The organism is Brevibacillus sp. SAFN-007a, assembly GCF_051967035.1.
In the GTDB taxonomy this organism is placed as follows: domain Bacteria; phylum Bacillota; class Bacilli; order Brevibacillales; family Brevibacillaceae; genus Brevibacillus.
Genome location: NZ_JBQCKK010000016.1, coordinates 39,930 through 65,404, shown reverse-complemented (window position 1 = coordinate 65,404; position 25,475 = coordinate 39,930). Strand labels below are relative to the sequence as shown.

Genomic DNA, 25,475 nt, shown 5'->3' with positions numbered 1-25,475 from the left:
ATGAACGTGTGGAAGCGACCAACGATATGGCAGTGGGTCTCGGCGCTTTTTCTGTTCCTCATGCTACGGGAGTGGCTGCTCCCTCTCCAGGAGTTGACGGATACCGGTGTGTTGTGGCCGTTTCTGGTCATTGTGGCCGGGGTCCTGGTGATCGACGTATCCATACCTTACAGGTGGGCGACGTTGCCGCTCAAGCTGCTCGGCCTCCTCTGGCTGTTGCATGCTACATTATTTGATACGCCGCTGTTTGCCACGGATTGGCTGGCGGAATTGTACCGGCAGATTGTGCATGATCTCCCGCTGGCCTTCCAGCAGGACTGGGGATCGATGTCCATTTTGTCGCGCAATGCCTTGTTTGACGCCATGCTGCTCGTCTTGATTAGCATGCTGACCTATCTGGTGCTGGAGCAGAGACAGGGCTTGTGGTTTGTATTTTTGACCGAGCTGTACTTGGCGGTGCTTGACACATTCCTGCCTTACGATGCCAGCGCTGGGATTGTGCGGACGCTGATTTATGGCTTTTTGCTTCTCGCTGTCAGCCATTTGATGAAAATGACGGGCATGGCTACCGTGACAGAAAAAAGAAGCCGGCTTCTCTTCGGCTCGCTGCTGGCCTCCTTGCTGGTCATTTTGATTAGTGTGGGCATTGGATATGCGGCTCCCAAAAAGCCGGCGAGCTGGCCCGATCCGGTTGCCTTTTTGATGGGGATCGGCACGGAAGCGCCTGCCGCCGTTGTCAAAAAAGTCGGCTATGACAACAATGACGAACGATTGGGCGGGCCGTTCCAGCAGGACAATACGCTCGTGTTCATGGCGACGACCAATGAGCGCAGCTATTGGCGCGGCGACTCCAAGGACGTCTACACAGGCATAGGCTGGGAAAAAGGGGATCGCGAGTACGAGGCGATTTTGGACCCGCAGGCATACGAGTGGAAAAACGAACTGTTCCATGGCCTGGAAACGAAAAAGGTAGAAGCGACTTTGGCGTTCAAAGGTCCGCAGCAGTTTGCTACCGTTTTTTATCCCGGCCAATTGAACAAGGTGAGCAAGTACGCTCCGCCTCATGCGACTGTCGTCTACGACAAGCTGAACCAGCAGTTGGAGGTTCGCGCCGGAAAAATCAACCTGATCCAGCCTTCAGGCGCAAACGGACGGGCAGAGTACGGGCCGAACACGATGTTGCTCAAGCTGAACCAGTACACGGTGGAAGCCGAGGTGCCGATTGTCAGCGAGAAGGCCGTCAAAGAGGCGGGCACGGATTATCCGGACGAGATCAAAGAGCGCTATTTGCAGCTCCCGCCGTCTTTGCCGCGGCGTGTAAAGGAACTGGCAGAGAGCGTGACGCAAAATGCCAAGACTCCGTATGAAAAAGTAAGGGCGATCGAGAATTACTTGCGATCAAGTGGAAAATATAAGTATGAAACGACCGATGTGCCTGTACCAGCGGAAGGACAAGATTTTGTCGACCATTTTTTGTTTGAGAGCATGAGGGGATATTGCGATCATTTCTCTACCTCGATGGCGGTCATGCTGCGCTCCCTGGACATCCCGGCGCGCTGGGTAAAAGGCTTCGCGCCAGGGGAAAGAGTGGGCAGCGACGAGCAGAACCGCGATATCATGGAGATTCGCAATAAGGACGCCCACTCGTGGGTAGAGGTGTATTTTCCAGGCTATGGCTGGATTCCGTTCGAAGCGACCAGCACCTTCCTCTCGCCCGTACGCTTCAACTACGATTTGCAAACAGCGCAGCCGCAGCTTCCGATTCCGGTGCCGGATCTGGGGAATCAGACTTCGCCAGACCGGGGAGAGGGACGTTTCAACGAATTGGAAGAGGGGGACGCCATTCCGGGGACGAGCTTTTCGATTCCATGGCAGGTACGTGTTGGGCTGGCAGTGGCAGTAGCAACCGCAGGCTTCCTGGTGTGGCGGCGCAGAAAAGACATTCAAATCTGGTGGCTCCGAAGACAGATCGATCAGGACAAAAGCAACAAGTATACGGATCGCTTCAACTTACTGCTTAGCATGATGGAGCGGGTATACACAAGAAGGCAGGCTGGCGAGACACTGCGGGAGTACGCGAGCAGAATTACGATTCCGGCTGACAAGCGGCAAGATTTGCGTTACCTGACGGAAATGTACGAGCGAACCGTTTACGGCTACAAGGAATTGGAACAAAAGGCACGGTCAGTGGCAGAGCAGCTGATCGAGAGATTGATTCGTCAATTGAAGCCTTGAACAAAGCCGTCCCATCTGCTAGAATGACGATCAATGAGTCTCGTATAATACTCAGGAATATGGCCTGAAAGTTTCTACCGCTAAACCGTAAATTTAGCGACTACGAGGAGAGCACTTCGGATTTTTGTACATGCAACCTAACATGTGTACACAAGCTGGGACGCTGCCTCCGTATGATGAGATCGGAGTCACTGTCCCGTTTTTTTTGCACAGAGGCGATGAGTTGGGCAGGTATGTATGGATGCAAGAACCGAGGGAAGCGGAATTTGCTTTATCATGCAGCGAGCGAGGATGTCGGCAACAATGCGGCCGATACTTGCACGTCCTGTTGGGTACAGGAGAAGGGGGATATGATGGACAAGTCATTGGAAATGGTCGTCGTACTTGATTTCGGAGGCCAGTACAATCAGTTGATCGCACGTCGCGTTCGCGATCTGGGTGTTTACAGCGAACTGGTGCCGTTCAATACGCCTGTAGAAAAAATCAAGGAAATGCAGCCAAAAGGCATTATTTTTTCCGGCGGACCTGCGAGCGTGTATGAAGAGGGAGCGCCCAAGGTCGATCCGGCTATTTTTGATCTTGGCGTGCCGATCCTGGGCATTTGCTACGGCATGCAGCTGATGAGCCATATGCTGGAAGGAAAAGTCGAACGCGCCGGCAAACGCGAGTACGGCAAAGCCGAGCTGCGTCTGCAAAATACGCACAGCCTGTATGAAAAATGGGAGACGAACGAAATCGTCTGGATGAGCCACTCCGATAAAGTAGTGGAGTTGCCGACCGGGTTCCGCGTAGACGCGGTAAGCGACAGCTGCCCGGTAGCGGCGATCAGTCATCCGGAGCGGAAGCTGTACGGCGTGCAGTTCCACCCGGAAGTTCGCCATACCGTAAAGGGAACCGAGTTCATTGGCAACTTCCTGTTCAACGTATGTGGATGCGAGCCGACTTGGAGCATGACGACGTTCATCGAGGACGAACTGGTGCGCATTCGCGAGACGGTTGGCGACAAGCAAGTGCTGTGTGCGCTGAGCGGCGGTGTTGACTCCTCTGTCGTAGCGGCGTTGATCCACAAAGCAATCGGCGACCAGCTGACTTGCATGTTCGTAGACCACGGTCTTCTGCGCAAAGGCGAGGCGGAAAGCGTCATGGAGACGTTCGCTGAAAAATTCTCCATGAAGGTCATCAAGATCGACGCGCGCGAGCGTTTCCTGAACAAGCTGAAAGGCGTCTCTGACCCTGAGCAAAAACGCAAAATCATCGGCAACGAGTTCATTTACGTCTTCGATGAAGAAGCGAGCAAGCTGACCGACATGGAATTCCTGGCGCAAGGTACACTGTACACGGACATCGTGGAAAGCGGAACCGCTACTGCGCAGACCATCAAGTCGCACCACAACGTAGGCGGCTTGCCGAAAGACATGAAGTTCAAGCTGATTGAGCCATTAAAAACGCTGTTCAAGGACGAGGTTCGCAAATTGGGGACCGAGCTTGGTCTGCCGGACGAAATTGTTTGGCGCCAACCATTCCCGGGTCCTGGTTTGGGCATTCGCGTTTTGGGCGAGGTAACAGAAGAAAAGCTGGAGATCGTTCGTGAATCCGATGCCATCTTGCGCGAAGAGATTGCCAAGGCAGGTCTGGATCGGGATATTTGGCAATACTTTACCGCTCTGCCGAACATGACAACGGTAGGCGTGATGGGCGACGTTCGCACCTACTCCTATACAGTAGGGATTCGTGCCGTAACCTCGATTGACGGCATGACAGCGGACTGGGCGCGCATTCCATGGGAGGTTCTGGAGAAAATCTCCACGCGGATCGTGAACGAAGTCGACAACGTCAACCGTGTCGTGTACGATATTACCTCCAAACCGCCAGCAACTATTGAGTGGGAATAATAGTAAACCCGGATGTTTGTTGAATTCCAAAAATGAACGTTCGTATTTTCGTTGACATTCTTGATATCTCCTGATACACTTCTCAATGTGAACAGGTAATACAGGAAGGTTCGTATATTCTTGAGAATATGGCTCAAGAGTTTCTACGAGGTCGCCATTAAACGACCTGGCTACGAACAAAACGTCGACGGGATGCGAATTTGTTATCATTTTTGGAATTGTTCCCGGAGTGTTTTGTGAAGAGGCCAGGCGCATCATAATAGCGTCCGGGCCTTTTTTCATTGCCATTACCATAAGCATGGGGGGACTTTTCGGTGCGGAAGTATTTTGAGTTTGACAAACTGGGCACCAACTATCGCCGCGAAATCATCGCGGGCATCACTACTTTTTTGGCCATGGCGTATATTCTGGCCGTCAATCCATTCATGCTCAGCGGAGCGGATTTGCCGGCGGAGCTGAAAGCCAACTACCCTGAGTTTGGCGCCGTGTTCACCGCAACGGCTCTGGCAGCGGCGATCGGTACGCTGCTCATGGGGATTCTCGGACGCTTGCCGATTGGACAGGCACCGGGGATGGGACTGAACGCATTTTTCACCTACACTGTCGTATTGACCATGCATATTCCATGGCAACAAGCATTGGCTGGGGTATTTGTTTCTTGTACGATCTTTTTGATTCTGTCTTTGACCGGCATTCGGGAAGCGATCATCAAAGCGATTCCGAAAGGGTTGAAATTTGCGGTTTCTGCAGGGATCGGGCTGTTTATCGCGTTTATCGGCCTGAAAAACGCAGGGATTGTCGTTGCCAACGATGCGACGTTTGTCGCGTTGGGCCATTTGACCTTCTACCATGAAGGCATGAAGCCGGAAGAAGTATTGGCAGCGAAAAATGCGCTGCTGGCGATTTTCGGTCTGATTGTTACCGTCGTTCTGCTGTCTCGCAAAGTGAATTCCGGCATTTTCATCGGGATGATTGTTACGTCAGTGGTCGGCATGATCTTCGGTCTGGTCAGCCTGCCCGAGCAAATCGTCTCTGCACCGCCGAGCCTGGCGCCGACATTCGGTGCGGCGTTCCAATATCTCGGCGATCCGTCTGCGTTCTTCACCGTGAACATGCTGATTGTCGTGCTGACGTTTTTGTTCGTAGACTTTTTCGATGCGACAGGCACGCTGCTCGGGGTAGCCAGCCAAGCGGGACTCCTGCGCGAAGACGGCAACCTCCCGCGTCCGGGAAAAGCGCTCGCTTCCGATGCGATCGCAGGGATGGCTGGCGCGGTGCTGGGTACTTCTACGACAACCGCTTATGTGGAGTCGACAGCGGGGGTAGCAGCAGGGGGCCGCTCCGGTTTTACCGCCATCGTGACAGGTATCCTGTTCCTGTTGGCCTTGTTCTTCTCGCCGCTGCTTTCGATTGTGACTCCGGCTGTCACCGCACCGGCACTCATTGTCGTCGGCGTATTGATGGCTTCGCACGTTGCGCAGGTGGCCTGGAATGAACTGGACGAAGCGTTTCCTGCCTTCCTGACCATTCTCCTGATGCCGCTGACGTACAGCATTGCAACAGGGATTGCTGCGGGCTTCATCGTCTATCCGGTCATGAAGGTTTTGAAAGGAAAAGCGCGTGAAGTCCATCCGGCGATGTACGTTCTGTTCTTTGTCTTCCTGGCCTACTTCATCTGGCTGCGCGAATAGGATTTTTGGAAAAGGGGCTTCCCGTCTGCTGGACGGGGAGCTTTTTTGCGCTTGGCCGGGAAAACGGGCGGATCGAATTCAATAGTCTTTTGCTGTTGCTTTCGGTACGATAGAGCAAAAGGGGGCGATGGCATGCGCAGATGGGTCTTATGGCTTGGGTGCAGCAGTCTGGCAGCGATGGCGGCGTGGCGGCTGCCCGGCCTGGCGAACGAGGAGAAGCTGTTGCCAAAACCGCTCTACCAGGCGGATGTCCGGATTGATCCCGTGAAAAAAGAAGTCAGCGGAAGCGTAGCCATCACGTTTTCGCCGCAAGACCCGCAACGTGCCTATTTGCATCTCTATCCGGACGTATTTACCGAACAACAGGAAGGCATCCTATGGGAGGAACTTTTAGGCAAGGAACCTGTACCTGGTACGTATGCTAGTAACAGGCTTGCCGTCGATGGGAACCTGGTTGTCGGTCAAAAGGACCGGCATGTGCTGCAGGTGCCGCTGCAAGCGAACGAACAGTCCGGCATCGCAGCAGGCCCACGCACGATTCAACTTGATTTTGCCATGAAGCTCCCTCAGAACGAGGGGAGAATGTCGTACGATGACCACGCGATCTGGCTGGGCAACTGGCTGCCGATTCTCGCCGTGCACGAGCAGGCAGGCTGGCGTCTCGATGCGTACGAGCCTGTCGGCGATCCGTTTTACAGCGAAATCGCCGACTACGAAGTCAATGTCACGTATCCCGCAGGCTATCAGTTGGCCAGTACGGCAGCGGATGACGGGGCGGAAGCAGCAGCTTCGCCAACTGCGTCCGGAGGAAAAAAGACGGTTCGGCTGCGCGTGGAAAACGTACGCGACTTCGCGCTCGTGCTCATGGACTCGACTTATCAGAAAGCGGATACAAAGGCAGGCAATACGCTTGTCCGTACCTGGTGGCGCCAGGGGGATGACGAGCTTTTGGCCACACAGATTCATGAGGCCGCGGTTCAGTCGCTCGCTTATTTTCAGGAACAGTTCGGCGCCTACCCCTACGGGGAATACGATGTGGTGCGGACAGGCGGAGCGATCAACGGCATGGAATATCCTGCCCTGGTGTTTATGGACGGGCGTCATTTTCTGACGGGGGCTGAGACCGGAATGGTGACGGTGGCGCATGAGACGGCGCATCAATGGTTTTACGGGCTGCTCGGCAACGATCAGCTGCGAGAGGCGTGGCTGGATGAAGGGTTTGCCGAGTATGGGACGCTCGCCTTTCTCTCTCAGGAGTACCCGCCGGCAGGAGCGGAGTGGGTACGCAGGCGCTTGGAGAACGGCACCTCCGTCGCGATGTACGTGAAAGAAAACCTGCGTCCGTGGCAGGCTCTCTCTGCCTTCCCTGCCAATCAGAGCTACAGCGATCTTGTCTATTCCCGGACGTCGGCGATGCTCTGGCTGTTGCGGGAAGCGTGGGGGGAAGAACGGCTGCACGATGTGTTGCGCGAATACGTGAAGACATACCGCTATCAGAACGTCAACGGAGAACAGTGGGAAGCGTTTCTGTCCCGGGCGGCGGGAGAAGATGCGCGTGCTTTTCTGGACTATTGGATGAAGCTGGACATGTCCCGGCAGGAGCAGGCTGCGGCCTGGCTGGAACGCCAGCGTGACAAACACCGAAAGTAAGCGAAGGCAGGGGAGTGCCATGTGGCGCAAGCATGGGGTGGTCAGCATGGTGGCAGGGATGGTTCTGGCAGGGATGTTGTGGAGCAGCCCGTGGACGGGCCAGGCCGGGACAGACGTTGCGGCGATCGCAAGTCCGGAGCAGGTGCCCGCAGCCGCCACGTACAGCGCAGATGTGCGGGTGGATATGAACGAGCGCATCGTGACCGGCATGCTGACGGCCCGTTTTGTCCCGCGGGACGACAAAGCGTATTTTCATCTGTATCCGAATGCTTTCGCCAAACAGGCGGATCTTGGCACAACGAACTGGGAGCAGGTGCTTGGCAAGCAGCGGGAGCCGGGCGGCATCACGATCACGGCAGTCAAAGTAGATGGACGAAGGACGGACATCCACTACGAAGGAAAGACGAACACGCTGCTGCGCGTACCGCTCCCCGCGAAACAGACGCCCGCCGAGACCGTCGTGGAGCTTGGCTTCCGCCTGCAGGTTCCTTACAACAACGGGCGACTCTCCTACCACGACCATGCGCTGTGGCTGGGGAACTGGCTACCGATCTTGGCGGTCAAGGACAGCGGCGGCTGGCGGCTCGACCCGTACACGGCGATTGGCGATCCATTCTACAGCGAAGCAGCGAATTATCATGTGCGCGTTCATTTGCCGGAAGGGTATCAGCTCGCTACGACAGGGATGGAGAGCGTTGCCGTCATTACGCAGACCAGGCCGCAGCGGCAAAGTATATATGAACTGGATGCATGGAATGTTCGGGATTTTGCCATGGTCGTCATGGACGGCACGTACCAGGCGGTGTCCGGAAAAGTCGGGGAGACGATCGTGCGGACGTGGTCACAGCAGGGAGACGATCCGGCGGCTGTGAAAAGCGTGCACGAGACGGCAATGGGGTCGCTTGATTATTACGGGAAGCAGTTTGGCGCCTACCCGTACAAGGAGTACGACGTCGTCAAGACAGGCGGCTTTTTCGGCGGCATGGAGTATCCGGGCCTCGTCTTCATCGAGGAGGGATTTTTTCAGACGGCCGACAGCATGGGCGCAGCCGTCGTCGCGCACGAAACGGCCCATCAATGGTTCTACGGCATCGTCGGCAACGACGAGGTGCGCGAGGCGTGGCTTGACGAGAGCTTGACCGACTACGCGACGATGGCGTATTTGCAGGAAAAGGACCCGAAGCGATCGCAGGCGTACATCCGGCTGAGGCAGGGCCAGTCTCGCGCAGCCGAAGCGTATGCGAAACGAGGCATTTCCGCCGAGACGAGCGTCGCTGCCTTCCCCGACTGGAAAAGCTACAACGAGCTTGTGTACGGGCGCTCCGGCGTCATGTGGTGGACGTTGCGGGAGGCGTGGGGGGGCGAGCGGCTGCATCGGCTTTTGCGGCAATATGTCAGTGAGCATCCATACGAGCTGGCAAGTGGCGAACAGCTCAAAGAGCTGGTCTCGGCAGCAGCCGGAGCAGACGCGACGCCGTTTTTCGACTATTGGCTGCGCGTGCGGCTGGACTCCAAATCGGCGGCAGAAGAGTGGGTGGAAAAAGGGAAACACGAATAATGGTATCTAACTCATTTTTAAATGTTCGGAAACGATGTTGACAGGTCAACTTTCTCCCTGCTACACTGAGTACGTGGATAGTAAACGAGTACGAATAGCCCAGGCGATGAGTACGGCTGCGAAAGCCGTTAGTCGGTTGGGTTTTCTTCTGAATGATACAACACGTAGGGGGCGAATGGTTCATGCTACAGCCTTTGGTAGGCGTTATTATGGGCAGCACGTCAGACTGGGAAACGATGAAGGAAGCATGCGCAATTCTCGATGAACTCCAGGTGCCATACGAAAAGAAGGTCGTTTCCGCGCACAGAACGCCTGACTTGATGTTTTCGTATGCGGAAAGCGCCAAAAGCCGCGGTCTGGAAGTCATCATTGCGGGAGCGGGGGGCGCAGCCCATTTGCCGGGCATGGTGGCGGCGAAAACGGAGCTGCCCGTGATTGGCGTGCCTGTGAAATCGTCCAACCTGAACGGCTTGGATTCGCTTTTGTCCATCGTGCAAATGCCAGGCGGCGTGCCTGTCGCCACTGTCGCCATCGGCAAAGCGGGTGCGATCAATGCCGGCCTGCTCGCTGCGCAGATTTTAGGGATCAAATACCCGGATGTGCAGGAGCGCTTTGTGGCAAGACGCGATGAGGTGCGCAAAAAAGTGTTGGAGGCTGGCGAACTGGCATGACGACCAAACAGAGCAAGCAAATCAAACCAGGATCGACTCTCGGAATACTCGGCGGCGGACAACTGGGCCGCATGATCGCTCTCGCTGGACGAGCGATGGGCTACCGCTTTGTAACGATGGACCCGACAGCAGATGCGCCGTGCGGCCAAACGGCGGACAAGCAAATCGTCGCCCGCTACGACGACGTGGAAGCAGCGATGCAGCTCGCTTCTGTCAGCGATGTCATTTGCTACGAATTTGAAAATGTGGACGCGCAGGTCGCGGAAGTGCTGGAGAGCCATGCCTACGTGCCGCAGGGCAGCCGCCTGTTGCGCATCACACAGAACCGGATTTCCGAAAAGACGGCGATTCGCGAAATCGGGATTCCGGTTGCGCCGTTTCGCGTAGTCGGCAGCTTGCAAGATGTGCAGGCGGCAGTTGCCGAGCTGGGGCTGCCTGCGGTGATGAAAACGGCGACAGGGGGCTACGACGGCAAAGGCCAGTGGGTTTTGCGCAGCGAGGACGAGCTGGCGGAGGCGTACGAGACGCTCGCCAAGGCAGGAACAGAGCTGATCGTGGAGCAGTTCGTGCCATTTCAGCTGGAGCTGTCCGTGATCGCGGCGCGCAATCCGGACGGGGAGCTGGCTGTTTTTCCGGCGGCGGAAAACATTCACCGGGAAAACATTCTGCATCTGAGCATCGTGCCAGCCCGCGTTCCGGCGGAAGTCAAGGCACGCGCCGAAGAAATCGCCCGCACGATTGTCGAAAAGCTCGATGTCGTGGGGCTGATCGCCGTAGAAATGTTTTTGACCGCCGACGGAGAGCTGTACGTCAACGAGCTGGCGCCACGCCCGCACAACTCCGGCCACTACACGATGGACGCTTGTGTGACCTCGCAGTTTGAGCAGCACGTCCGGGCCGTCTGCAACCTGCCTTTAGGCTCGACAGAGTTGCTCTCTCCCGTCGTGATGGTTAATATTTTGGGAGAGCACCTGCAGCCTGTTCTGGATCGAATCGACAAGCTGCCGCGCACGGCCAAGCTGCATTTGTACGGAAAAGCGGAGAGCAAGGCAAAGCGGAAAATGGGGCATATCAACGTGCTCGCCCCCACTGTGGAAGAAGCGCTCACCTGCATTGATGAGCTGAAAATCTGGACGAATCCATCGGAGGTAGAATCATGATCGAACGTTATTCCCGCCCGGAAATGCGCGCCATTTGGACGGAAGAAAACAAATTCAAGGCATGGCTCAAAGTAGAAATTCTCGCGTGTGAAGCATGGTCCAAGCTGGGGGTCATCCCGGAGGAGGACGTGAAAAAGCTGTGGGAAAAGGCCAGCTTTGACATCCAGCGCATCTATGAGATCGAGGAAGAGACACGTCACGACGTGGTGGCGTTTACCCGCGCGGTATCCGAGACGTTGGGCGAAGAAAAGAAATGGGTCCACTACGGCTTGACCTCTACAGACGTCGTGGACACCGCGTTGTCCTACCTGCTGCGCCAGGCGAACGAAATTTTGGAAAAAGACATCGAGGACTTCATCGCGATTTTGGCAGACAAAGCGCGCGAGCACAAGGATACGGTCTGCATGGGCAGAACGCACGGCGTGCATGCCGAGCCGACGACCTTCGGCTTGAAGCTGGCTCTGTGGCACGAAGAGATGAAGCGCAACCTGGCGCGTTTCCGGGCGGCGAAACAAGAAGTGGCATACGGCAAAATTTCCGGTGCAGTCGGCACGTATGCGAACATCGACCCGTTCGTGGAAGCGTACGTTTGCGAAAAACTGGGCCTGACTCCGGCTCCGATCTCCACGCAAACGCTGCAGCGCGACCGCCACGCCGAATACATGGCGACATTGGCGCTGATCGCCACGTCGCTGGAGAAGTTCGCAACCGAAATCCGCGGCCTGCAAAAGAGCGAAATGCGCGAAGTGGAAGAAGCGTTTGCCAAAGGGCAAAAAGGCTCCTCCGCGATGCCGCACAAGCGCAACCCGATCGGCAGCGAGAACATCTGCGGTCTGGCGCGCGTCATCCGCGGCCACATGCTCACTTCCTATGAAAACGTGTCTCTCTGGCACGAGCGGGATATTTCCCACTCCTCCGCAGAGCGCGTGATTTTGCCAGACGCGACCCAGGCGCTGAACTACATGCTGCGCCGCTTCATGAACATCGTGAAAAACTTGACCGTGTTCCCGGAGAACATGAAGCGCAACATGGACCGTACTTTCGGTCTGATCTACTCCCAGCAAGTGATGCTCAAGCTGATCGAAAAAGGCATGAGCCGCGAGCAAGCGTACGACACTGTCCAGCCGCGCGCGATGCAGGCTTGGGAAGAGCAGCGCTCCTTCCGCGCCATTGTGGAGGAGGACCCGACTGTCAGCTCCACGTTGACCAAGGAAGAGCTGGATGAGTGCTTCGATTACCGTTACCACCTGAAGCATGTGGATACGATTTTCCAACGTCTTGGTTTGTTGTAATGCTGCGATTGTTTACGTGATCCGAGAAACGCTCCCGATGAATGCGGGGGCGTTTTTTTGCTTGGGGAGCGGGGGGAAGAGGGAACAGTGGAAGTCCTGGAGATGATGAAGTAGGAAATAAGCCAAGAAGAGGTGGAGCTTCATCATACCGAAAAGGATTTTGCAAGTTGGTTCAGGCTGTAACCAAATGAACCGCCTTACCGTACTTACCAGCGCAAGCTTACAACCATCCTATGCGTACCTTACAAAAGTGTAAGCTTCCTGAAAGTTAACTCGATGGTTCCTGCTTCTGATCCGTCTTACAATGAGAGCAACTCATACGGATCACGAAATGGGAGATCGAACATGAATACGGCAATGCTTTATTCCAAACCGAATCAACGACAAATTTACGAGGAGTATTCCGCCAAAATATACCGCTATTTCCGCTACCGCGTGAAAAACGTCTGGGACGTGGAAGACTTGACAACGACCGTGTTTATCAAGGTGTACTCCAAGCTGGAGCAATACGACGGCCGCTATCCGTTTGGCGCCTGGATTTTTCGAATCGCGCACAATACGCTGATCGACTTCATGCGCAAAAAACGGGAATGCCCGGTTGACCAAGAAATGTTCAGCACGCTTACGGCTACTGACAAGCTGCCGGAGGATTGCGTGCTGACACAGGAAACGGCGGAGGGGCTGTGGCAAAAGGTACACACGCTGACGACTGACCAGCGCAACGTCATCTCGTTGCGCTATCTCGCGGACTTGCGCATGAACGAGATTGCCGAGATTTTGGGCAAGACAGAGGCCTCTGTCAAAATCCTGCATTTTCGCGGAATCAAAAAACTGCAACAAATGATGGAAGCAAAAGCGTGAGGGTGGGGACTGTTCCGCCCTTTTTCTGTTTGAAAAAAGCGGGAGGACAGCAACGGGCAAGAGGCTTGGCGTCATTGGCGCAGCCCAGTTTGCAAGTGGTATAGTAGGAGGAAGAGAAGACTCACGAGAGGAGGCTTTAGCGGATGTCTACGATCATGATTGTAGAAGACGACCCGAAGATCAACCAGCTTTTGCAGGAGCAATTGGAAAAATATGGATTTCATACAGTCAATGTGGAGCATTTCGACCGTGTCATGGAAGTGTTCGTGAGCAAGCGGCCTGATCTGGTGCTGTTGGACGTGAACTTGCCCAAATTCGACGGCTTTTACTGGTGCAGGCAAATGCGGCAGGAGTCCAACTGCCCGATTTTGTTCATCTCTGCGCGGGAAAGCAAGATGGATCAGGTGATGGCGCTGGAAAACGGAGCGGACGACTACATTACCAAGCCGTTCGATTACGATGTGGTACTGGCGAAAATTCGCAGCCAGCTGCGCCGCGCCTACGGCCAATACGCGCCGCAGGAAGGGGAGCGCACCGTGGAGGTCATGGGACTGAAGCTGTTTTTGGAACGGCTGGAGCTTGCGATGAATGAGACGAAAGTCGAGCTGAGCAAAAAAGAAGCGCTGCTGCTGGAAGCGCTGATGAACCAATATCCGCGCGTCGTCAGCCGCGAGCGGCTGCTGGAAAAGCTGTGGGACGAGCAGTTCGTCGACGAAAACACCTTGAATGTCTACATTACGCGTGTGCGCGGAAAGCTGAAGGACATCGGGCTGGAAGGGGCCGTGGAGACAGTGCGTGGCTCCGGCTATCGTCTGCGAGCGACATGGGAGGACGGCCAATGAAGCTGTTTCTTCGGGATCAATGGGCATTTGCGGCCCTTTTTCTCGTTCAGCTGATGTTGTTGCTGCTGATCTTTGCCATGGACGGGTACTGGAACGCATCGCTGATGATTTACGTGGTGTTTCTTTCTGTCCTTTTTGCCGGGGCGTTTCTGGTCGTTCGCTATTTGACGCATCGGCTGATTTACCAGCGGTTGACTAAGCCGGTGGAGTCGCTGGAGGAGCTGACGCAAACGTACGGCAACGCCGCGTTGTGCCGGGCGATGGACGAGAAAAGTCTGGAGCAGTACCGCCTCTACAAGGAACAGCTGCACGCCTACGAGAACAAGCAGCGCGATTATACGACGTTTATCCAGCAGTGGGTGCATCAGATGAAAACGCCGATCGCGGTCATCCATCTTTTGCTGCAACAGGAAGATGACCCGAAGTCCGAGAGCATCCGCGAAGAGGTCGACCGAATCAAGCGCGGATTGGAAACCGTGTTGTACATCGCGCGGCTGGATCGTTTTGAGCAGGACTTTTTGATCGAGCCGGTGTCGCTCCGTTCGCTGGCGCAAAACGTGCTGGCGGAAAACAAGCGGCTGTTCATCCGCAACCAGGTGTACCCGGAGCTGAAAATCGACGAAGACTGGCGGGTGGAGTCCGACGACAAATGGCTTTCGTTTGTGCTCACCCAGCTGTTGACGAACGCTGTCCGCTATTCGGCGGGCAAAAGCAGCAAGGTCACGATCCGCGCCTACGAACGCGGGCCGCATCTCGTCCTGGAGGTGCAGGACTACGGCATCGGGATTCCGGCAGAAGACGTCCAGCGCGTGTTCAAGCCGTACTTTACAGGGGAAAACGGCCGCAAGTACCCGGAGTCCACCGGGATGGGGCTTTATTTGGTCAAGGAAATTTGCGGGCGGCTGCACCACAGCGTGGAGCTGGAGTCGAAAGTCGGGGAAGGCACGACAGTCCGCATCGTCTTGTCCGCGGTAGTGCCGACCTTACAAGAACGTAAGAATGCGGAAAGGGAATTCGATAGCGGGAAAACGCGCCCCCTCGTATAGTGGATAGTGGGATGTCAGCGGAAAGGGGAGAGAGGCATGGAAATGCTTGCGGTGAACAGTCTGAGTAAAATATACGGAGGCAAGATCACATACCGCGCGTTGACGGACATTGATTTGTCCATTCGCAAAGGGGAATTTGTCGGGATCATGGGTCCGTCAGGCAGCGGGAAAACAACGCTGTTGAACATGATTTCGACCATTGACTCTCCGACATCCGGGACTGTTCTCTTGAATGGAACGAATCCGCACTTGTTGAAAAAAGACAAGCTGGCGCTCTTTCGTCGCCGCGAACTGGGCTTTGTTTTTCAGGATTTCCATTTGCTCGATACATTGACGATCGGAGAAAACATCGTGCTGCCGCTTACGCTGGAAAACGTGAAGGTGCAGACGATGGAGGAAAAGCTGCACAGCGTGGCCGCGAAGCTGGGGATCCAGGATATTTTGGAGAAGCGCACATACGAGGTGTCAGGCGGTCAGCGCCAAAAGACGGCGATCGCCCGCGCCATCATCCATTCTCCCTCGCTGTTGCTGGCGGACGAACCGACAGGCAATCTCGACTCCAAGTCTTCGCGAGCGGTCATGGAAACGCTGGAAGCGATCAATCAAACAGAAAAGATGACGATGATGATGGTCACGCATGATCCGCTGGCAGCCAGCTATTGTCACCGGGTCATTTTTATCAAGGACGGCCAACTGCACAACGAGATGTATCGGGGCGAGAACCGCCAGGCGTTTTTCCAAAAGATTATAGACGCGCTGTCGTTCTTGGGAGGGAACACCTATGACCTTTCGACAATTCGCGTGTAAGAATGTTTTGCGCAACAAACGCACCTACGCTGCCTTTTTCATGAGCAGCGTGTTTTCCGTCATGATCTTTTTCGTCTATGCCATGTTTATCTTTCATCCGGGAATCGTCGGCGAGGAGATTCACGAGTCGGTCGCGACCGGGATGATCGTGGCGGAATACGTGATCTTTTTGTTCTCGTTCTTCTTTCTCTTCTACTGCGTCGGCGCGTTTTTGAAAAAGCGGGAGAAGGAATTCGGAATCTTGTTCATGCACGGCATGACGCCGCTGCAACGAAACCTGCTGATCTTTATGGAAAACATGCTCATCGGGATCGTCGCGATTGCTTTCGGGATCGGGCTTGGCATGGTGCTGGCCAAGCTTTTTTTCCAGTTCGCAGGCTTTCTGCTGGATGTGAAGGCGCTGGGCTTTTATTTTCCGTGGAAAGCGATTGCGCTGACCGTTGTCGCTTTTCTCATCCTGTTCGCCGCCATCTCGCTGTTTACGGTGATGCTGCTGAGAAGCCGCAGCTTGCTGGAGCTTTTGCAGGGCAGCCGGCGCCCCAAACGGGAGCCGAGCGCGTCGATTGCGCTGTCGCTCGTGGCCGTGGCGCTGCTTTGTATGAGCTATGCACTCGCGCTGACGGCGGATGGCATCTACGTGGTGGCGCTGGTGCTGCCCGTGACGGCATTGACGGTGGTCGGGACGTATTTACTGTTCACCCAGCTTAGCGTGATTCTGCTCGAATTTTTGAAGAAGCGGCGGTTCATTTATTGGCGGCGCACGAATTTGTTGACGCTGTCTGATCTCTCCTACCGGATGAAGGATAACGCCCGCATGTTTTTCCTGGTGTGTATCGTGTCGACGGTCGCCTTTTGCGCGATCGGGACGCTGGCGGCATTGGCCGGGTCGATCCAGGAGACGGTCGTGAAAACGAATCCGTTTGCGTTCGAATACCAGACCAAGGCGGAGAATGCCGCCAAGGACAAACATTTGCAGCTCATTGAAAACCGTTTGCAGCAAGGGGGCTTTTCCTTCGAGCGGTACCAGGTGTCGATGCGGGTGCTTCCAGAGCAGGTGGATGAGGAGACGGTCGGGGTGGTCAAGCTGTCCGATTACAACCGGTTTGCCGTGGCGGCCCGTTCGCGCGAACTGCAAGTGAGGGACAACGAAGTATTCATTCTGCTCCGCTGGTTCGGCGATACGGTGGAGGAGCAGACGTTGAAAGTCGGCGGGCAGGAGCTTGTGGTCAAAACGGACACGAAGATGAACCCGCTGATTCACGGCATCGGCTTTGAACGGCTGGCGGTGGTGCCGAACAACGTGTACGATCAGCTGCGCGATTTGCAGGAGGAGCAGCGCTTTGCCTACGATGTCCCGCGATGGAAGGATACGCAGGAGATCAGTCTCAAGCTCGAAGACGAGATCTGGCATGATCCGGACACGTATTCGTTTTCCGCCCGCGCGCCCGTCTATCACCAGATGAAACAGATGGCGAACACGGGACTGTTCATCGGGCTGTTCGTGGGCGTGCTGTTCTTCGTGGCGGCGGCGAGCTTCCTGTACTTCCGTTTGTACACGGACCTGGAAAACGACAAAAGGCAGTACGGCGCGATAGCCAAGATCGGGTTGACGGAAGCCGAGCTGACCAGAATCGTGACGATCCAGATTGCGCTGTTGTTCTTTGTGCCGATTCTGGTGGCGATCCTGCACAGCATCGTGGCGTTTGTGTCGCTGCAAAGCCTGCTGAAGATCATGCTTGTCGCATCCGTCGCCAAGCCGACAGCCATCGTGCTGTGCAGCTTCGTGATCGTGCAGGCGATCTATTTCTGGGTGATTCGCAATCGGTATTTGTTTCATTTGAAGCGCTCGATGAACTGGATATGACAGCAGTTTTGTTTCGCTAATGCCGGCAGACAAACTGGCATAGGATAAGGGGAGAGAGGCGCAAGGAGGGAAAGGGATGGATCAGGAAGCGTGGATGAGGGAAGCCGTCAGCCTGGCTCTGCACAACGTGAAGGAAAGCCACGGCGGACCTTTTGGAGCGATTATCGTCAAAGACGGGCAAATCGTCGGACGGGGCCGCAATGAAGTGACAGCGAAGAACGACCCGACTGCCCATGCGGAGGTGCAGGCGATTCGCGAGGCGTGCCGCAAGCTGGGCACGTTTCAGTTGAGCGACTGCGAGCTGTATACGAGTTGCGAGCCGTGCCCGATGTGTTTGGGAGCGATTTACTGGGCAAGACCTCGGGCCGTGTACTATGCCTGCACGAAAGAAGACGCAGCCAGCGTCGGATTCGACGACCATTTCATTTACGAGCAAATCGCGCTGCCGCATGAAGAGCGAAGCATTCCTTTCCGGCAATTGGCACTGGATGATCGTCGGAGGCCGTTTATCGCATGGGCGCAAGCGGAAAAGCGAATCGAATACTGAGATGTTGTTGTCAGCAAAAGCAGCCACTTCAGCTACGGGAGTCGGCTGCTTTTTTTCGTTGAAAAATGAAAATGCTTTCAAAAAGAAATTTTCTGAATACTACTTGCAACTGGTTGTAATTCGTATTATATTAACAACAATCGTTACGAAATTCGGCTACTATTTTCGAGTTTTAGTCGTAATAAGGATAAAATTTCAATAAACAAGACGAATTAGGGAGTGTTGATATGGAGGAGAAGTTCCGCCGTTCTCTGTATCCGGAGCTGGACGATACGGATTACGGCATTATCCGGGCGCTGCAGGAAAATGCCCGCTTGCCTTTTACCCAGATTGCCAAAGATCTCGGGGTAACGGAAAAAACGATTCGCATGCGCGTACAGCAGTTGCAGGATGAAGGGACGCTGAGTCTGGTTGGCATCGTCAATCCGGTCAAGGCAGGCTTGCACGTCCAGGCGATCATTCAGGTGGCGGTCGAGGCGGAAAAGCTCGACGAGGTCGTAGCCGCGTTGAACGAGATCGTGGAAATTCGCCTGATCGTTTTGACCTCCGGCGACTATCAGCTGTTCACGCAGGTTTTGGTCAGAAGCTACGAAGAATTGTCGGAATTTTTGCTGAAAAAGCTGTACAAAGTGCCGGGCATCGTTCGGACAAACGTCATCAATGAGCTGAAAATCCTCAAATCCAAATACAACTTCGTCCGCTAAAGCCAAAAGCGAAGCGAACACCTCGGAAGGGGGAATGCCATCGGACGAATGAGCCGCTGGGAATGGGGTCTGTCGTTTCCTGTTTAGAGCCACCAATACGAAAGAGAAAAGGGGTCATTCTATGTTTTCGACCAAGATGGGCAAAGCGATGCTCAGTGCCGTGCTGGGGACGGTTTTATTGGCAACAGGCTGTGGAGGAGGAAGCGGGACAGGCACTGGCGATAGCGGAAGCGCGGCAACGGCGCCTGCTACCGGCAAAAAAGTCATCAACATCGGGCTGAAAGCAGACCCGCCATCCATGGACCCGAGCATTTCTACTTCTCTCTATGATCGCCAGGTATACGCGAGTCTCTACGACAAGCTGTTCGACATTGACGCAGAGGGCAAAATCATTCCGATGCTGGCCGAATCGTACGAGGTTACGCCGGATGGCAAAACCTACACGCTAAAGCTCAAGCAAGGCGTAAAGTTCCACGATGGCACCGAGTTTGACGCCGAAGCAGTCAAATTCAACTTCGACCGCAACATCTCCGGCGAGAAGTCCCGCCGCAAAGGCGAGCTGAAATTCGTCGACGCTGTGACGGTCGTCGATAAAAACACGGTCCAAGTCCAGTTGAAGGAGCCGTTTGCTCCGTTCCTGTCCGTCTTGACAGACCGTGCCGGCATCATGGTGTCGCCCAAAGCGGTCAAGGAACACGGCGATCAATACCTCAATCATCCGGTTGGTACAGGCCCGTTCGTTTTTGTGGAACAGGTAAAAGGCGACCACGTGACGCTGAAGAAAAACGAAAACTACTGGAACGGCGAGGTAAAAGTAGACGAAGTGACCTACAAAGTGTTCACGAACGGAACAGCCAAGGTGCAAAACTTGCGCTCCGGCGCGCTGGACATCATCGACGATACGCCTGTGAAGGAAATTCCCGTTGTAAAAGGCGATGCCAACCTGCAACTGATATCCGAATCAGGAATGGGCTACCAGGGGCTTTATTTGAACAACTCCCGCCCGCCGTTTGACAACAAGTACTTGCGTCAAGCGGTCGACCGCGCGATTGACCGGGAAGCAGTCGTCAAAGTATTGTTCAACGGCTACGCGGCACCTGCGCGTACCGCGTTTACGAAAGGCAGTCTGGCGTACAACGAGCAGTTGAACACGCCTGTACCGCCAAACGCGGCTGAGATCAAGGAGCTGCTGGCGAAGGGCGGCAAGCCGAACGGCTTCGACTTCAAGCTGTACATCACCACTTCTCCGGAAAACGAGCAGCTCGGCGCTGTGCTGCAAAGCATGCTGAAGCAGCACAACATCAATGTAGCGCTGGAGAAGCTGGAGTACGGCCAACTGATCGAGACAGGCGAAAAAGGCGAATTCGATGCCTTGCAGCTGGGCTGGTCCGGTCGTCAGGACCCTGACCAAAACCTGCATGATTTCGTAGTCACCGGCGCTTCCAACAACGACGGTCGCATCTCCATTCCGAAGCTGGACGAGCTGGTTGTGGCGGCGCGCGGGGAAATGGACGAAGCGAAGCGGAAGGCACTGTACGAGGAAGCGACCAAGCTCTTGCAGGAAGAGGCGGGCTATGTGTACCTGTACCACCAGTACGTTCTGATCAGCATGAACAAAAAAGTGACCGGCTTCACCTACGTGCCGGACGGCTTGATCCGCACCGCCACATTGGACAAGCAATAAGGCGACCACACACGATAACGGCAAAAGCAAGGAGGAATGGTCATGATGTTCGTGGTCAGGCGTCTACTGCTGACAATCCCGATTCTCCTGCTGGTGTCCCTGATGACGTTCTCCTTGATCCACTTGATCCCGGGCGATCCTGCCCGGGTCATTTTAGGACAGGAAGCGACACCGGAAGCCTATCAGGCACTGCGAACAGAGCTGGGGCTGGACCAGCCGATCGCGGTGCAGTATTTTTCCTGGCTGGGAAGAGTGCTGCAGGGCGATTTGGGAATCTCGATTACGGACCGGGTGCCGGTCTCTGAATTAATCAAGCAAAGGCTGCCCGCAACGGTGGAGCTGACGATCGGAACGTTCCTCGTCGCGATCCTGATTGCTTTTCCGGCGGGAATCCTGGCGGCTGTGCGCCGCGGGACGTGGATGGACTATACGAGCACGTTTGCTGCGCTGGGCGGGATGAGCATCCCGAGCTTCTGGCTTGCCATGATGATGATTATCTTTTTTGCAGTGAACAACCAATGGCTCCCCGCATCCGGCTACGTGCCGTTTCTGGAAGATCCGAAGCAAAATGTGCTGGCGATGGTTCTCCCTTGTTTGGCGACCGGCCTGCGGGAGTCTGCGGTGCTGATGAGGATGCTGCGTTCTTCGTTGCTTGATGTGGTCAGCATGGACTTCATCCGGACGGCAAAGGCCAAAGGCTTGAATGAAGCGCGCACGATTTTGGGCCATGCGCTGCGCAATGCGATGGTGCCTGTGGTGACGACCTCCGGGCTGATGATCGCGGGCCTGTTGGGCGGATTGGTCATTACCGAGTCGATTTTCTCGATTCCGGGCTTCGGCCGTCTGATTGTCGAGTCGGTGTTCAAAAGGGATTATGTGACGGTACAAGGTGCCATCCTTGTTTCGGCGGTGCTGGTCGTCTTGGTCAACCTGGCTGTCGATATGCTGTATGCGGTGATTGATCCGCGCATCAAAGCTGGGAAAGGAGCGGGTGACTGATGAAAACCGCGCGCAAATTCCTGCGAAACGGCCTTGGCGTCATCGGAGCGGTGATTATCCTTGCATTGATCGTGGTCGCGCTTTTCGCGCCGCAAATCGCTCCGTTTGACCCGAATGCGCAAGATTACAACAAAGTGATGATGCCGCCGGGCGGCGAGCATTTGTTTGGCACAGACGATCTCGGGCGGGACATTTTCTCCCGCGTCGTCTACGGGGCGCGCATTTCCATCCAAGCTGCCTTGATTTCAGTAGGAATCGCCATGCTGATTGGCGTGCCGATCGGGTTGCTGTCGGGATATTACCGCGGCTTTTGGGACGAGTGGGTGGTCATGCGCAGCGTCGATGCGATGCAAGCCTTTCCGTTTCTGATTTTGGCGCTGGCGATCTCGGCCGTGCTCGGTTCCGGCTTCGGCAACGCGATGCTGGCAATCGGGATCGGTTTCGCTCCTGCCTTCATCCGGATTACCCGTGGCCAGGTTCTGTCTTTGCGCAACATGGAATATATTCAAGCGGCGCGTTCCGTCGGCGTGAAGGATGCCCGCATCATTTTCCGCCATATTTTGCCCAATGCGCTCAACCCGATTGTGATTCAGGCGACACTGGCGATGGCATCCGGGATTATCGCCGAAGCCTCGCTTTCCTATCTGGGGCTGGGCGTGCAGCCGCCGACGCCCTCGTGGGGAAGCATGCTGAACCAGGCGCAGACGCTGATGTCTGTCGCGCCGTATGCGACGTTTTATCCGGGGATTGCCATCTTTTTAGTCGTGCTGGGCTTCAACTTGCTGGGGGATGGATTGCAGCAGGTACTGGACCCGCGCTCGCGCAAATAGCAAATCATCAATGCCTACGCAGGAAAAAGGAGTGGAGCAGATGACGACCATCTTGGAAGTAGAGCAGCTACGAACCCGGTTTCGCACGGACAGCGGTGTCGTCCATGTTGTTGACGGCGTCGACTTCACCATCCGTGCCGGCGAGACACTCGGCGTCGTAGGCGAATCGGGCTGCGGCAAGAGCGTCACCAGCCTGTCGATCATGCGGCTGTTGCCGCCGAACGGCAGCATAGACGGAACGATTCGCTTCCAGGGGAAAAACGTGCTGGAGCTGTCGGAAAAAGAAATGCAAGGAGTGCGCGGCAACGAGATCGCAATGATTTTTCAGGAGCCGATGACTTCGCTCAATCCGCTGCACACCGTAGGCAGACAAATTGAGGAAGCCGTCATGCTGCACCGCAAAGTCTCCAAGGCACAAGCAAAAGAGCGGGCGATTGCGATGCTCAAGGCCGTCGGGATGCCGCGCGCCGAAGAAATCTACGGGGAGTTCCCCCATCAACTGTCCGGCGGTATGCGGCAGCGGGTGATGATCGCCATGGCGATGTCGTGCGATCCGAAGCTGATTATCGCCGATGAGCCAACAACGGCGCTCGATGTGACGATTCAGGCGCAGATACTCGACCTGATGCGCGAACTGAAGGAAAAGACGGGCACCTCGATCATGCTGATTACGCACGATCTGGGCGTCGTGGCCGAGATGTGCGACCGCGTCATCGTCATGTACGCGGGGCAGGTAGTCGAGGAAACCGATGTGGATACGCTGTTCGAAAGCCCCAAGCATCCGTACACGATCGGCCTGATGAACGCCATCCCGGAGCTGAACGAGGAGCGCGAATATTTGGAGACGATTCCCGGCGCGGTTCCGTTGCCGCATCAGATGCCGGCAGGCTGCCGCTTTGCGCCGCGCTGCTCCCGGGCGTTGCCGATCTGTCAGGAAAAGCCGCCAGAATTGTTCCAACTGGGTGGACAAAAATGCCGGTGCTGGCTGTACGCAGAGGAGGGAGAGCGGATATGACAACCCCTCTATTGGAAGTAAAAGGGTTGAAGCAGCATTTTCCGATCAAGGGCGGCTTTTTGAAGCGGACGGTCGGCCATGTCAAAGCGGTGGACGGCATTGATTTGACGGTGTACCCCGGCGAGACGCTGGGGATTGTGGGGGAGTCCGGCTGCGGAAAATCGACGACGGGCCGGACGATTTTGCGGCTGTTGGAGCCGACGGCTGGGGAAGTCTGGTTTGACGGCAAAGATTTAGCCACCTTGCCCAAAGAAGAAATGCGCCGGATGCGCAAGGACCTGCAAATGATTTTTCAGGACCCGTACGCTTCGCTGAACCCGCGGATGACGATCAGGCAGATTTTGCTGGAATCGCTCATGGTGCACAACATCGGAACCAAGGAAGAGCGGGAGCGGGTCATCGAGGAAATCATTCAGGTGGTCGGTCTGCGAAAAGAACATTTGAACCGCCATCCGCACGATTTTTCCGGCGGACAGCGGCAACGGATCGGGATTGCCCGCGCGCTTGTGGTCAAGCCGAAGCTGATAATCGCGGATGAGCCGGTATCTGCGCTGGATGTGTCGATTCAGTCGCAGGTGCTGAATCTGTTGAAGGAGTTAAAAAAAGAATTCAATCTGACCTTGATGTTCATCTCGCATGATTTGTCGGTCGTCAAGCATTTGTGCGACCGGATTGCGGTGATGTATTTGGGCCGTGTCGTAGAAATTGCCGATAAACGGGCGCTGTTCGACAACCCGCGCCACCCGTACACACGGGCGCTGCTCTCGGCTGTTCCCGTAGCGAAACGGCGGGAAAAGCGGGAACGGATTTTGTTGAGCGGAGACTTGCCGAGTCCGGCCAATCCGCCAAGCGGCTGCACGTTTCACCCGCGCTGCCCGTATGCGACAGAGGTTTGCAAAACGCAGGTGCCAAGCCTGGCAGAGATCGGTGGAGGCCAGCTTGTCTCCTGTCATCTGGTGCAATCGGGTGAGCTGCCCCGCTAAGGCAAGGATGGAGGTACGAACCAAATGGTGTATTGGCAATTGTTTCTGGCCTTTTTCCGCATCGGGATATTTGGCTTTGGAGGAGGACCTACGATGGTTCCCCTTTTTTATACGGAGTGCGTGAAAAAGTACAAGTGGGTGACGGACGAGGATTTTTCCGACAACCTGGCGCTCGCCAACGCTTTGCCTGGACCGATTGCGACCAAGCTGGCTGCGTTTATCGGCTATCGGGTCAAAGGCTGGATGGGGGCACTGGTAGCGAATATCGCTGTCGTCCTGCCGCTCGTTCTCGTCATGATCGGCTTGTTGCAGGTCATTTACCGCTGGAAGGATGCGCCCGGCGTCTACGGCATGATCCAGGCGATCGGCCCGGTCATTGCGGTCATGACAGGCGTCCTGACGTGGGAGTTTCTCGTCAAGGGCTGGAAGGGCGCGGCGAACAAGACGGGAGTGAGCCTATCGCTTGGCCTGTCGCTTGTCGCGCTGCTCTTTCTTGACTGGCATCCGGGCATCGTCGTAGGCATTGCGCTGGTCGTTTCCTTTGCCTACTCCACCTGGTTTGTCCGCAAGCGCAGGAAAAAGGACAGCAAGGAGGGCGCGGCATGATTTACTTCCAGTTGTTCTGGGCTTTTTTCATTTCGAACATTTTGGGGTACGGAGGAGGGCCGCCGAGCATCCCGCTGATTCAAAACGAGGTCGTCGAGCATTACCAATGGATGTCGATGAAGGAATTCGGGGAAGTGCTGGCGGTAGGCAATGCATTGCCAAGCCCGATCGCGACCAAGCTGGCCGGCTACATCGGCTATCAGGTGGCGGGAGTGCCGGGAGCGACCGTCGCTTTGCTGGCGACGGTTGCGCCTACGGCGATTGCGATGATACTTCTGCTCCAATTCATCAACCTGTTCCGCAACGCCCCGCAGGTAAAGGCCATGACGCAATCGGTTCGCCCGGTCGTGACGGTTCTGCTCGGAACGATGACCTATCAATTTTTGCTCGGGGCAGTCGAAGGAATCGGTTGGATACAGACAGGCATTTTGACCGTCGCATCGTATCTGCTGCTGGAGACATGGAAAGTGCATCCGGCCTTCGTAATAGTAGCGGCGATGGCGTATGGGTTCATTTTTATCGGGTAGCAACGCCAACC

The 25,475-nt window shown here is 55.6% G+C and carries 22 protein-coding genes and 2 riboswitches; all 22 genes read left to right on the top strand.

All coding sequences use genetic code 11. From position 1 onward, the window contains the following. The 22 genes from ACTHO6_RS16200 (at nucleotide 1) to ACTHO6_RS16095 (ending at nucleotide 25,464) form a co-directional block, all read left to right on the top strand. On the top strand, nucleotides 1–2,235 hold the full coding sequence (locus ACTHO6_RS16200) for a transglutaminase TgpA family protein (protein WP_440242815.1): 2,235 nt from the start codon (nucleotides 1–3) through the stop codon (nucleotides 2,233–2,235). Between the two features lie 20 nt (nucleotides 2,236–2,255). Next, nucleotides 2,256–2,358: riboswitch (purine riboswitch) on the top strand. 230 nt (nucleotides 2,359–2,588) lie between these two features. Beyond that, a complete protein-coding gene (gene guaA / locus ACTHO6_RS16195) occupies nucleotides 2,589–4,127 on the top strand; it encodes a glutamine-hydrolyzing GMP synthase (protein WP_440242833.1) in 1,539 nt (512 codons plus the stop codon). A 90-nt stretch (nucleotides 4,128–4,217) separates the two neighbouring features. Continuing rightward, nucleotides 4,218–4,320, top strand: a riboswitch (purine riboswitch). Nucleotides 4,321–4,441: 121 nt separating this feature from the next. Further along, nucleotides 4,442–5,818: an NCS2 family permease gene (locus tag ACTHO6_RS16190; RefSeq protein ID WP_440242814.1), complete on the top strand. Its 1,377-nt coding sequence runs from the start codon at nucleotides 4,442–4,444 to the stop codon at nucleotides 5,816–5,818. A 132-nt stretch (nucleotides 5,819–5,950) separates the two neighbouring features. Further along, complete coding sequence (locus tag ACTHO6_RS16185; protein ID WP_440242813.1) at nucleotides 5,951–7,468, top strand: M1 family metallopeptidase; 1,518 nt, start codon at nucleotides 5,951–5,953, stop codon at nucleotides 7,466–7,468. A 19-nt stretch (nucleotides 7,469–7,487) separates the two neighbouring features. After that, a complete protein-coding gene (locus ACTHO6_RS16180; protein WP_440242812.1) occupies nucleotides 7,488–9,026 on the top strand; it encodes a M1 family metallopeptidase in 1,539 nt (512 codons plus the stop codon). 182 nt (nucleotides 9,027–9,208) lie between these two features. Then, a complete protein-coding gene (gene purE, locus ACTHO6_RS16175) occupies nucleotides 9,209–9,697 on the top strand; it encodes a 5-(carboxyamino)imidazole ribonucleotide mutase (protein ID WP_440242811.1) in 489 nt (162 codons plus the stop codon). After that, nucleotides 9,694–10,857, top strand: a complete 1,164-nt coding sequence (gene purK / locus ACTHO6_RS16170; RefSeq protein WP_440242810.1) for a 5-(carboxyamino)imidazole ribonucleotide synthase — start codon at nucleotides 9,694–9,696, stop codon at nucleotides 10,855–10,857. The genes purE and purK overlap by 4 nt, the downstream gene beginning before the upstream one ends. Further along, nucleotides 10,854–12,149: an adenylosuccinate lyase gene (purB, locus tag ACTHO6_RS16165; RefSeq protein ID WP_440242809.1), complete on the top strand. Its 1,296-nt coding sequence runs from the start codon at nucleotides 10,854–10,856 to the stop codon at nucleotides 12,147–12,149. The genes purK and purB overlap by 4 nt, the downstream gene beginning before the upstream one ends. 345 nt (nucleotides 12,150–12,494) lie before the next feature. After that, entirely contained in the window at nucleotides 12,495–13,010 is a 516-nt protein-coding gene (locus ACTHO6_RS16160) for an RNA polymerase sigma factor (RefSeq protein ID WP_440242808.1), read from the top strand. Nucleotides 13,011–13,153: 143 nt separating this feature from the next. After that, nucleotides 13,154–13,852: a response regulator transcription factor gene (locus ACTHO6_RS16155; protein WP_440242807.1), complete on the top strand. Its 699-nt coding sequence runs from the start codon at nucleotides 13,154–13,156 to the stop codon at nucleotides 13,850–13,852. Continuing rightward, nucleotides 13,849–14,898 (top strand): sensor histidine kinase, encoded by a 1,050-nt coding sequence (locus ACTHO6_RS16150; protein WP_440242806.1) that lies wholly within the window; start codon nucleotides 13,849–13,851, stop codon nucleotides 14,896–14,898. The genes ACTHO6_RS16155 and ACTHO6_RS16150 overlap by 4 nt, the downstream gene beginning before the upstream one ends. A 36-nt stretch (nucleotides 14,899–14,934) precedes the next feature. Next, nucleotides 14,935–15,705, top strand: coding sequence for an ABC transporter ATP-binding protein (locus tag ACTHO6_RS16145; protein WP_440242805.1), 771 nt, complete (start codon nucleotides 14,935–14,937; stop codon nucleotides 15,703–15,705). Beyond that, on the top strand, nucleotides 15,680–17,569 hold the full coding sequence (locus tag ACTHO6_RS16140) for an FtsX-like permease family protein (RefSeq protein WP_440242804.1): 1,890 nt from the start codon (nucleotides 15,680–15,682) through the stop codon (nucleotides 17,567–17,569). The genes ACTHO6_RS16145 and ACTHO6_RS16140 overlap by 26 nt, the downstream gene beginning before the upstream one ends. A gap of 76 nt (nucleotides 17,570–17,645) precedes the next feature. After that, a complete protein-coding gene (locus ACTHO6_RS16135; protein ID WP_440242803.1) occupies nucleotides 17,646–18,116 on the top strand; it encodes a nucleoside deaminase in 471 nt (156 codons plus the stop codon). A gap of 227 nt (nucleotides 18,117–18,343) precedes the next feature. Further along, nucleotides 18,344–18,820, top strand: coding sequence for an Lrp/AsnC family transcriptional regulator (locus ACTHO6_RS16130; RefSeq protein ID WP_440242802.1), 477 nt, complete (start codon nucleotides 18,344–18,346; stop codon nucleotides 18,818–18,820). Nucleotides 18,821–18,941: 121 nt separating this feature from the next. Then, nucleotides 18,942–20,504 (top strand): ABC transporter substrate-binding protein, encoded by a 1,563-nt coding sequence (locus ACTHO6_RS16125; RefSeq protein ID WP_440242801.1) that lies wholly within the window; start codon nucleotides 18,942–18,944, stop codon nucleotides 20,502–20,504. Between the two features lie 42 nt (nucleotides 20,505–20,546). Then, the gene (locus tag ACTHO6_RS16120; RefSeq protein ID WP_440242800.1) at nucleotides 20,547–21,503 is read left to right on the top strand and encodes an ABC transporter permease; all 957 of its coding nucleotides are present in this window, start codon (nucleotides 20,547–20,549) and stop codon (nucleotides 21,501–21,503) included. Beyond that, entirely contained in the window at nucleotides 21,503–22,333 is an 831-nt protein-coding gene (locus ACTHO6_RS16115) for an ABC transporter permease (RefSeq protein WP_440242799.1), read from the top strand. The genes ACTHO6_RS16120 and ACTHO6_RS16115 overlap by 1 nt, the downstream gene beginning before the upstream one ends. A 40-nt stretch (nucleotides 22,334–22,373) precedes the next feature. Beyond that, nucleotides 22,374–23,348: an ABC transporter ATP-binding protein gene (locus ACTHO6_RS16110; protein WP_440242798.1), complete on the top strand. Its 975-nt coding sequence runs from the start codon at nucleotides 22,374–22,376 to the stop codon at nucleotides 23,346–23,348. After that, a complete protein-coding gene (locus ACTHO6_RS16105; RefSeq protein WP_440242797.1) occupies nucleotides 23,345–24,331 on the top strand; it encodes an ABC transporter ATP-binding protein in 987 nt (328 codons plus the stop codon). The genes ACTHO6_RS16110 and ACTHO6_RS16105 overlap by 4 nt, the downstream gene beginning before the upstream one ends. Before the next feature lie 24 nt (nucleotides 24,332–24,355). Then, complete coding sequence (locus tag ACTHO6_RS16100) at nucleotides 24,356–24,937, top strand: chromate transporter (protein WP_440242796.1); 582 nt, start codon at nucleotides 24,356–24,358, stop codon at nucleotides 24,935–24,937. Further along, nucleotides 24,934–25,464 (top strand): chromate transporter, encoded by a 531-nt coding sequence (locus ACTHO6_RS16095; protein ID WP_440242795.1) that lies wholly within the window; start codon nucleotides 24,934–24,936, stop codon nucleotides 25,462–25,464. Before ACTHO6_RS16100 ends, ACTHO6_RS16095 begins: the two co-directional genes overlap by 4 nt. The last annotated feature ends 11 nt before the right edge of the window (nucleotides 25,465–25,475 follow it).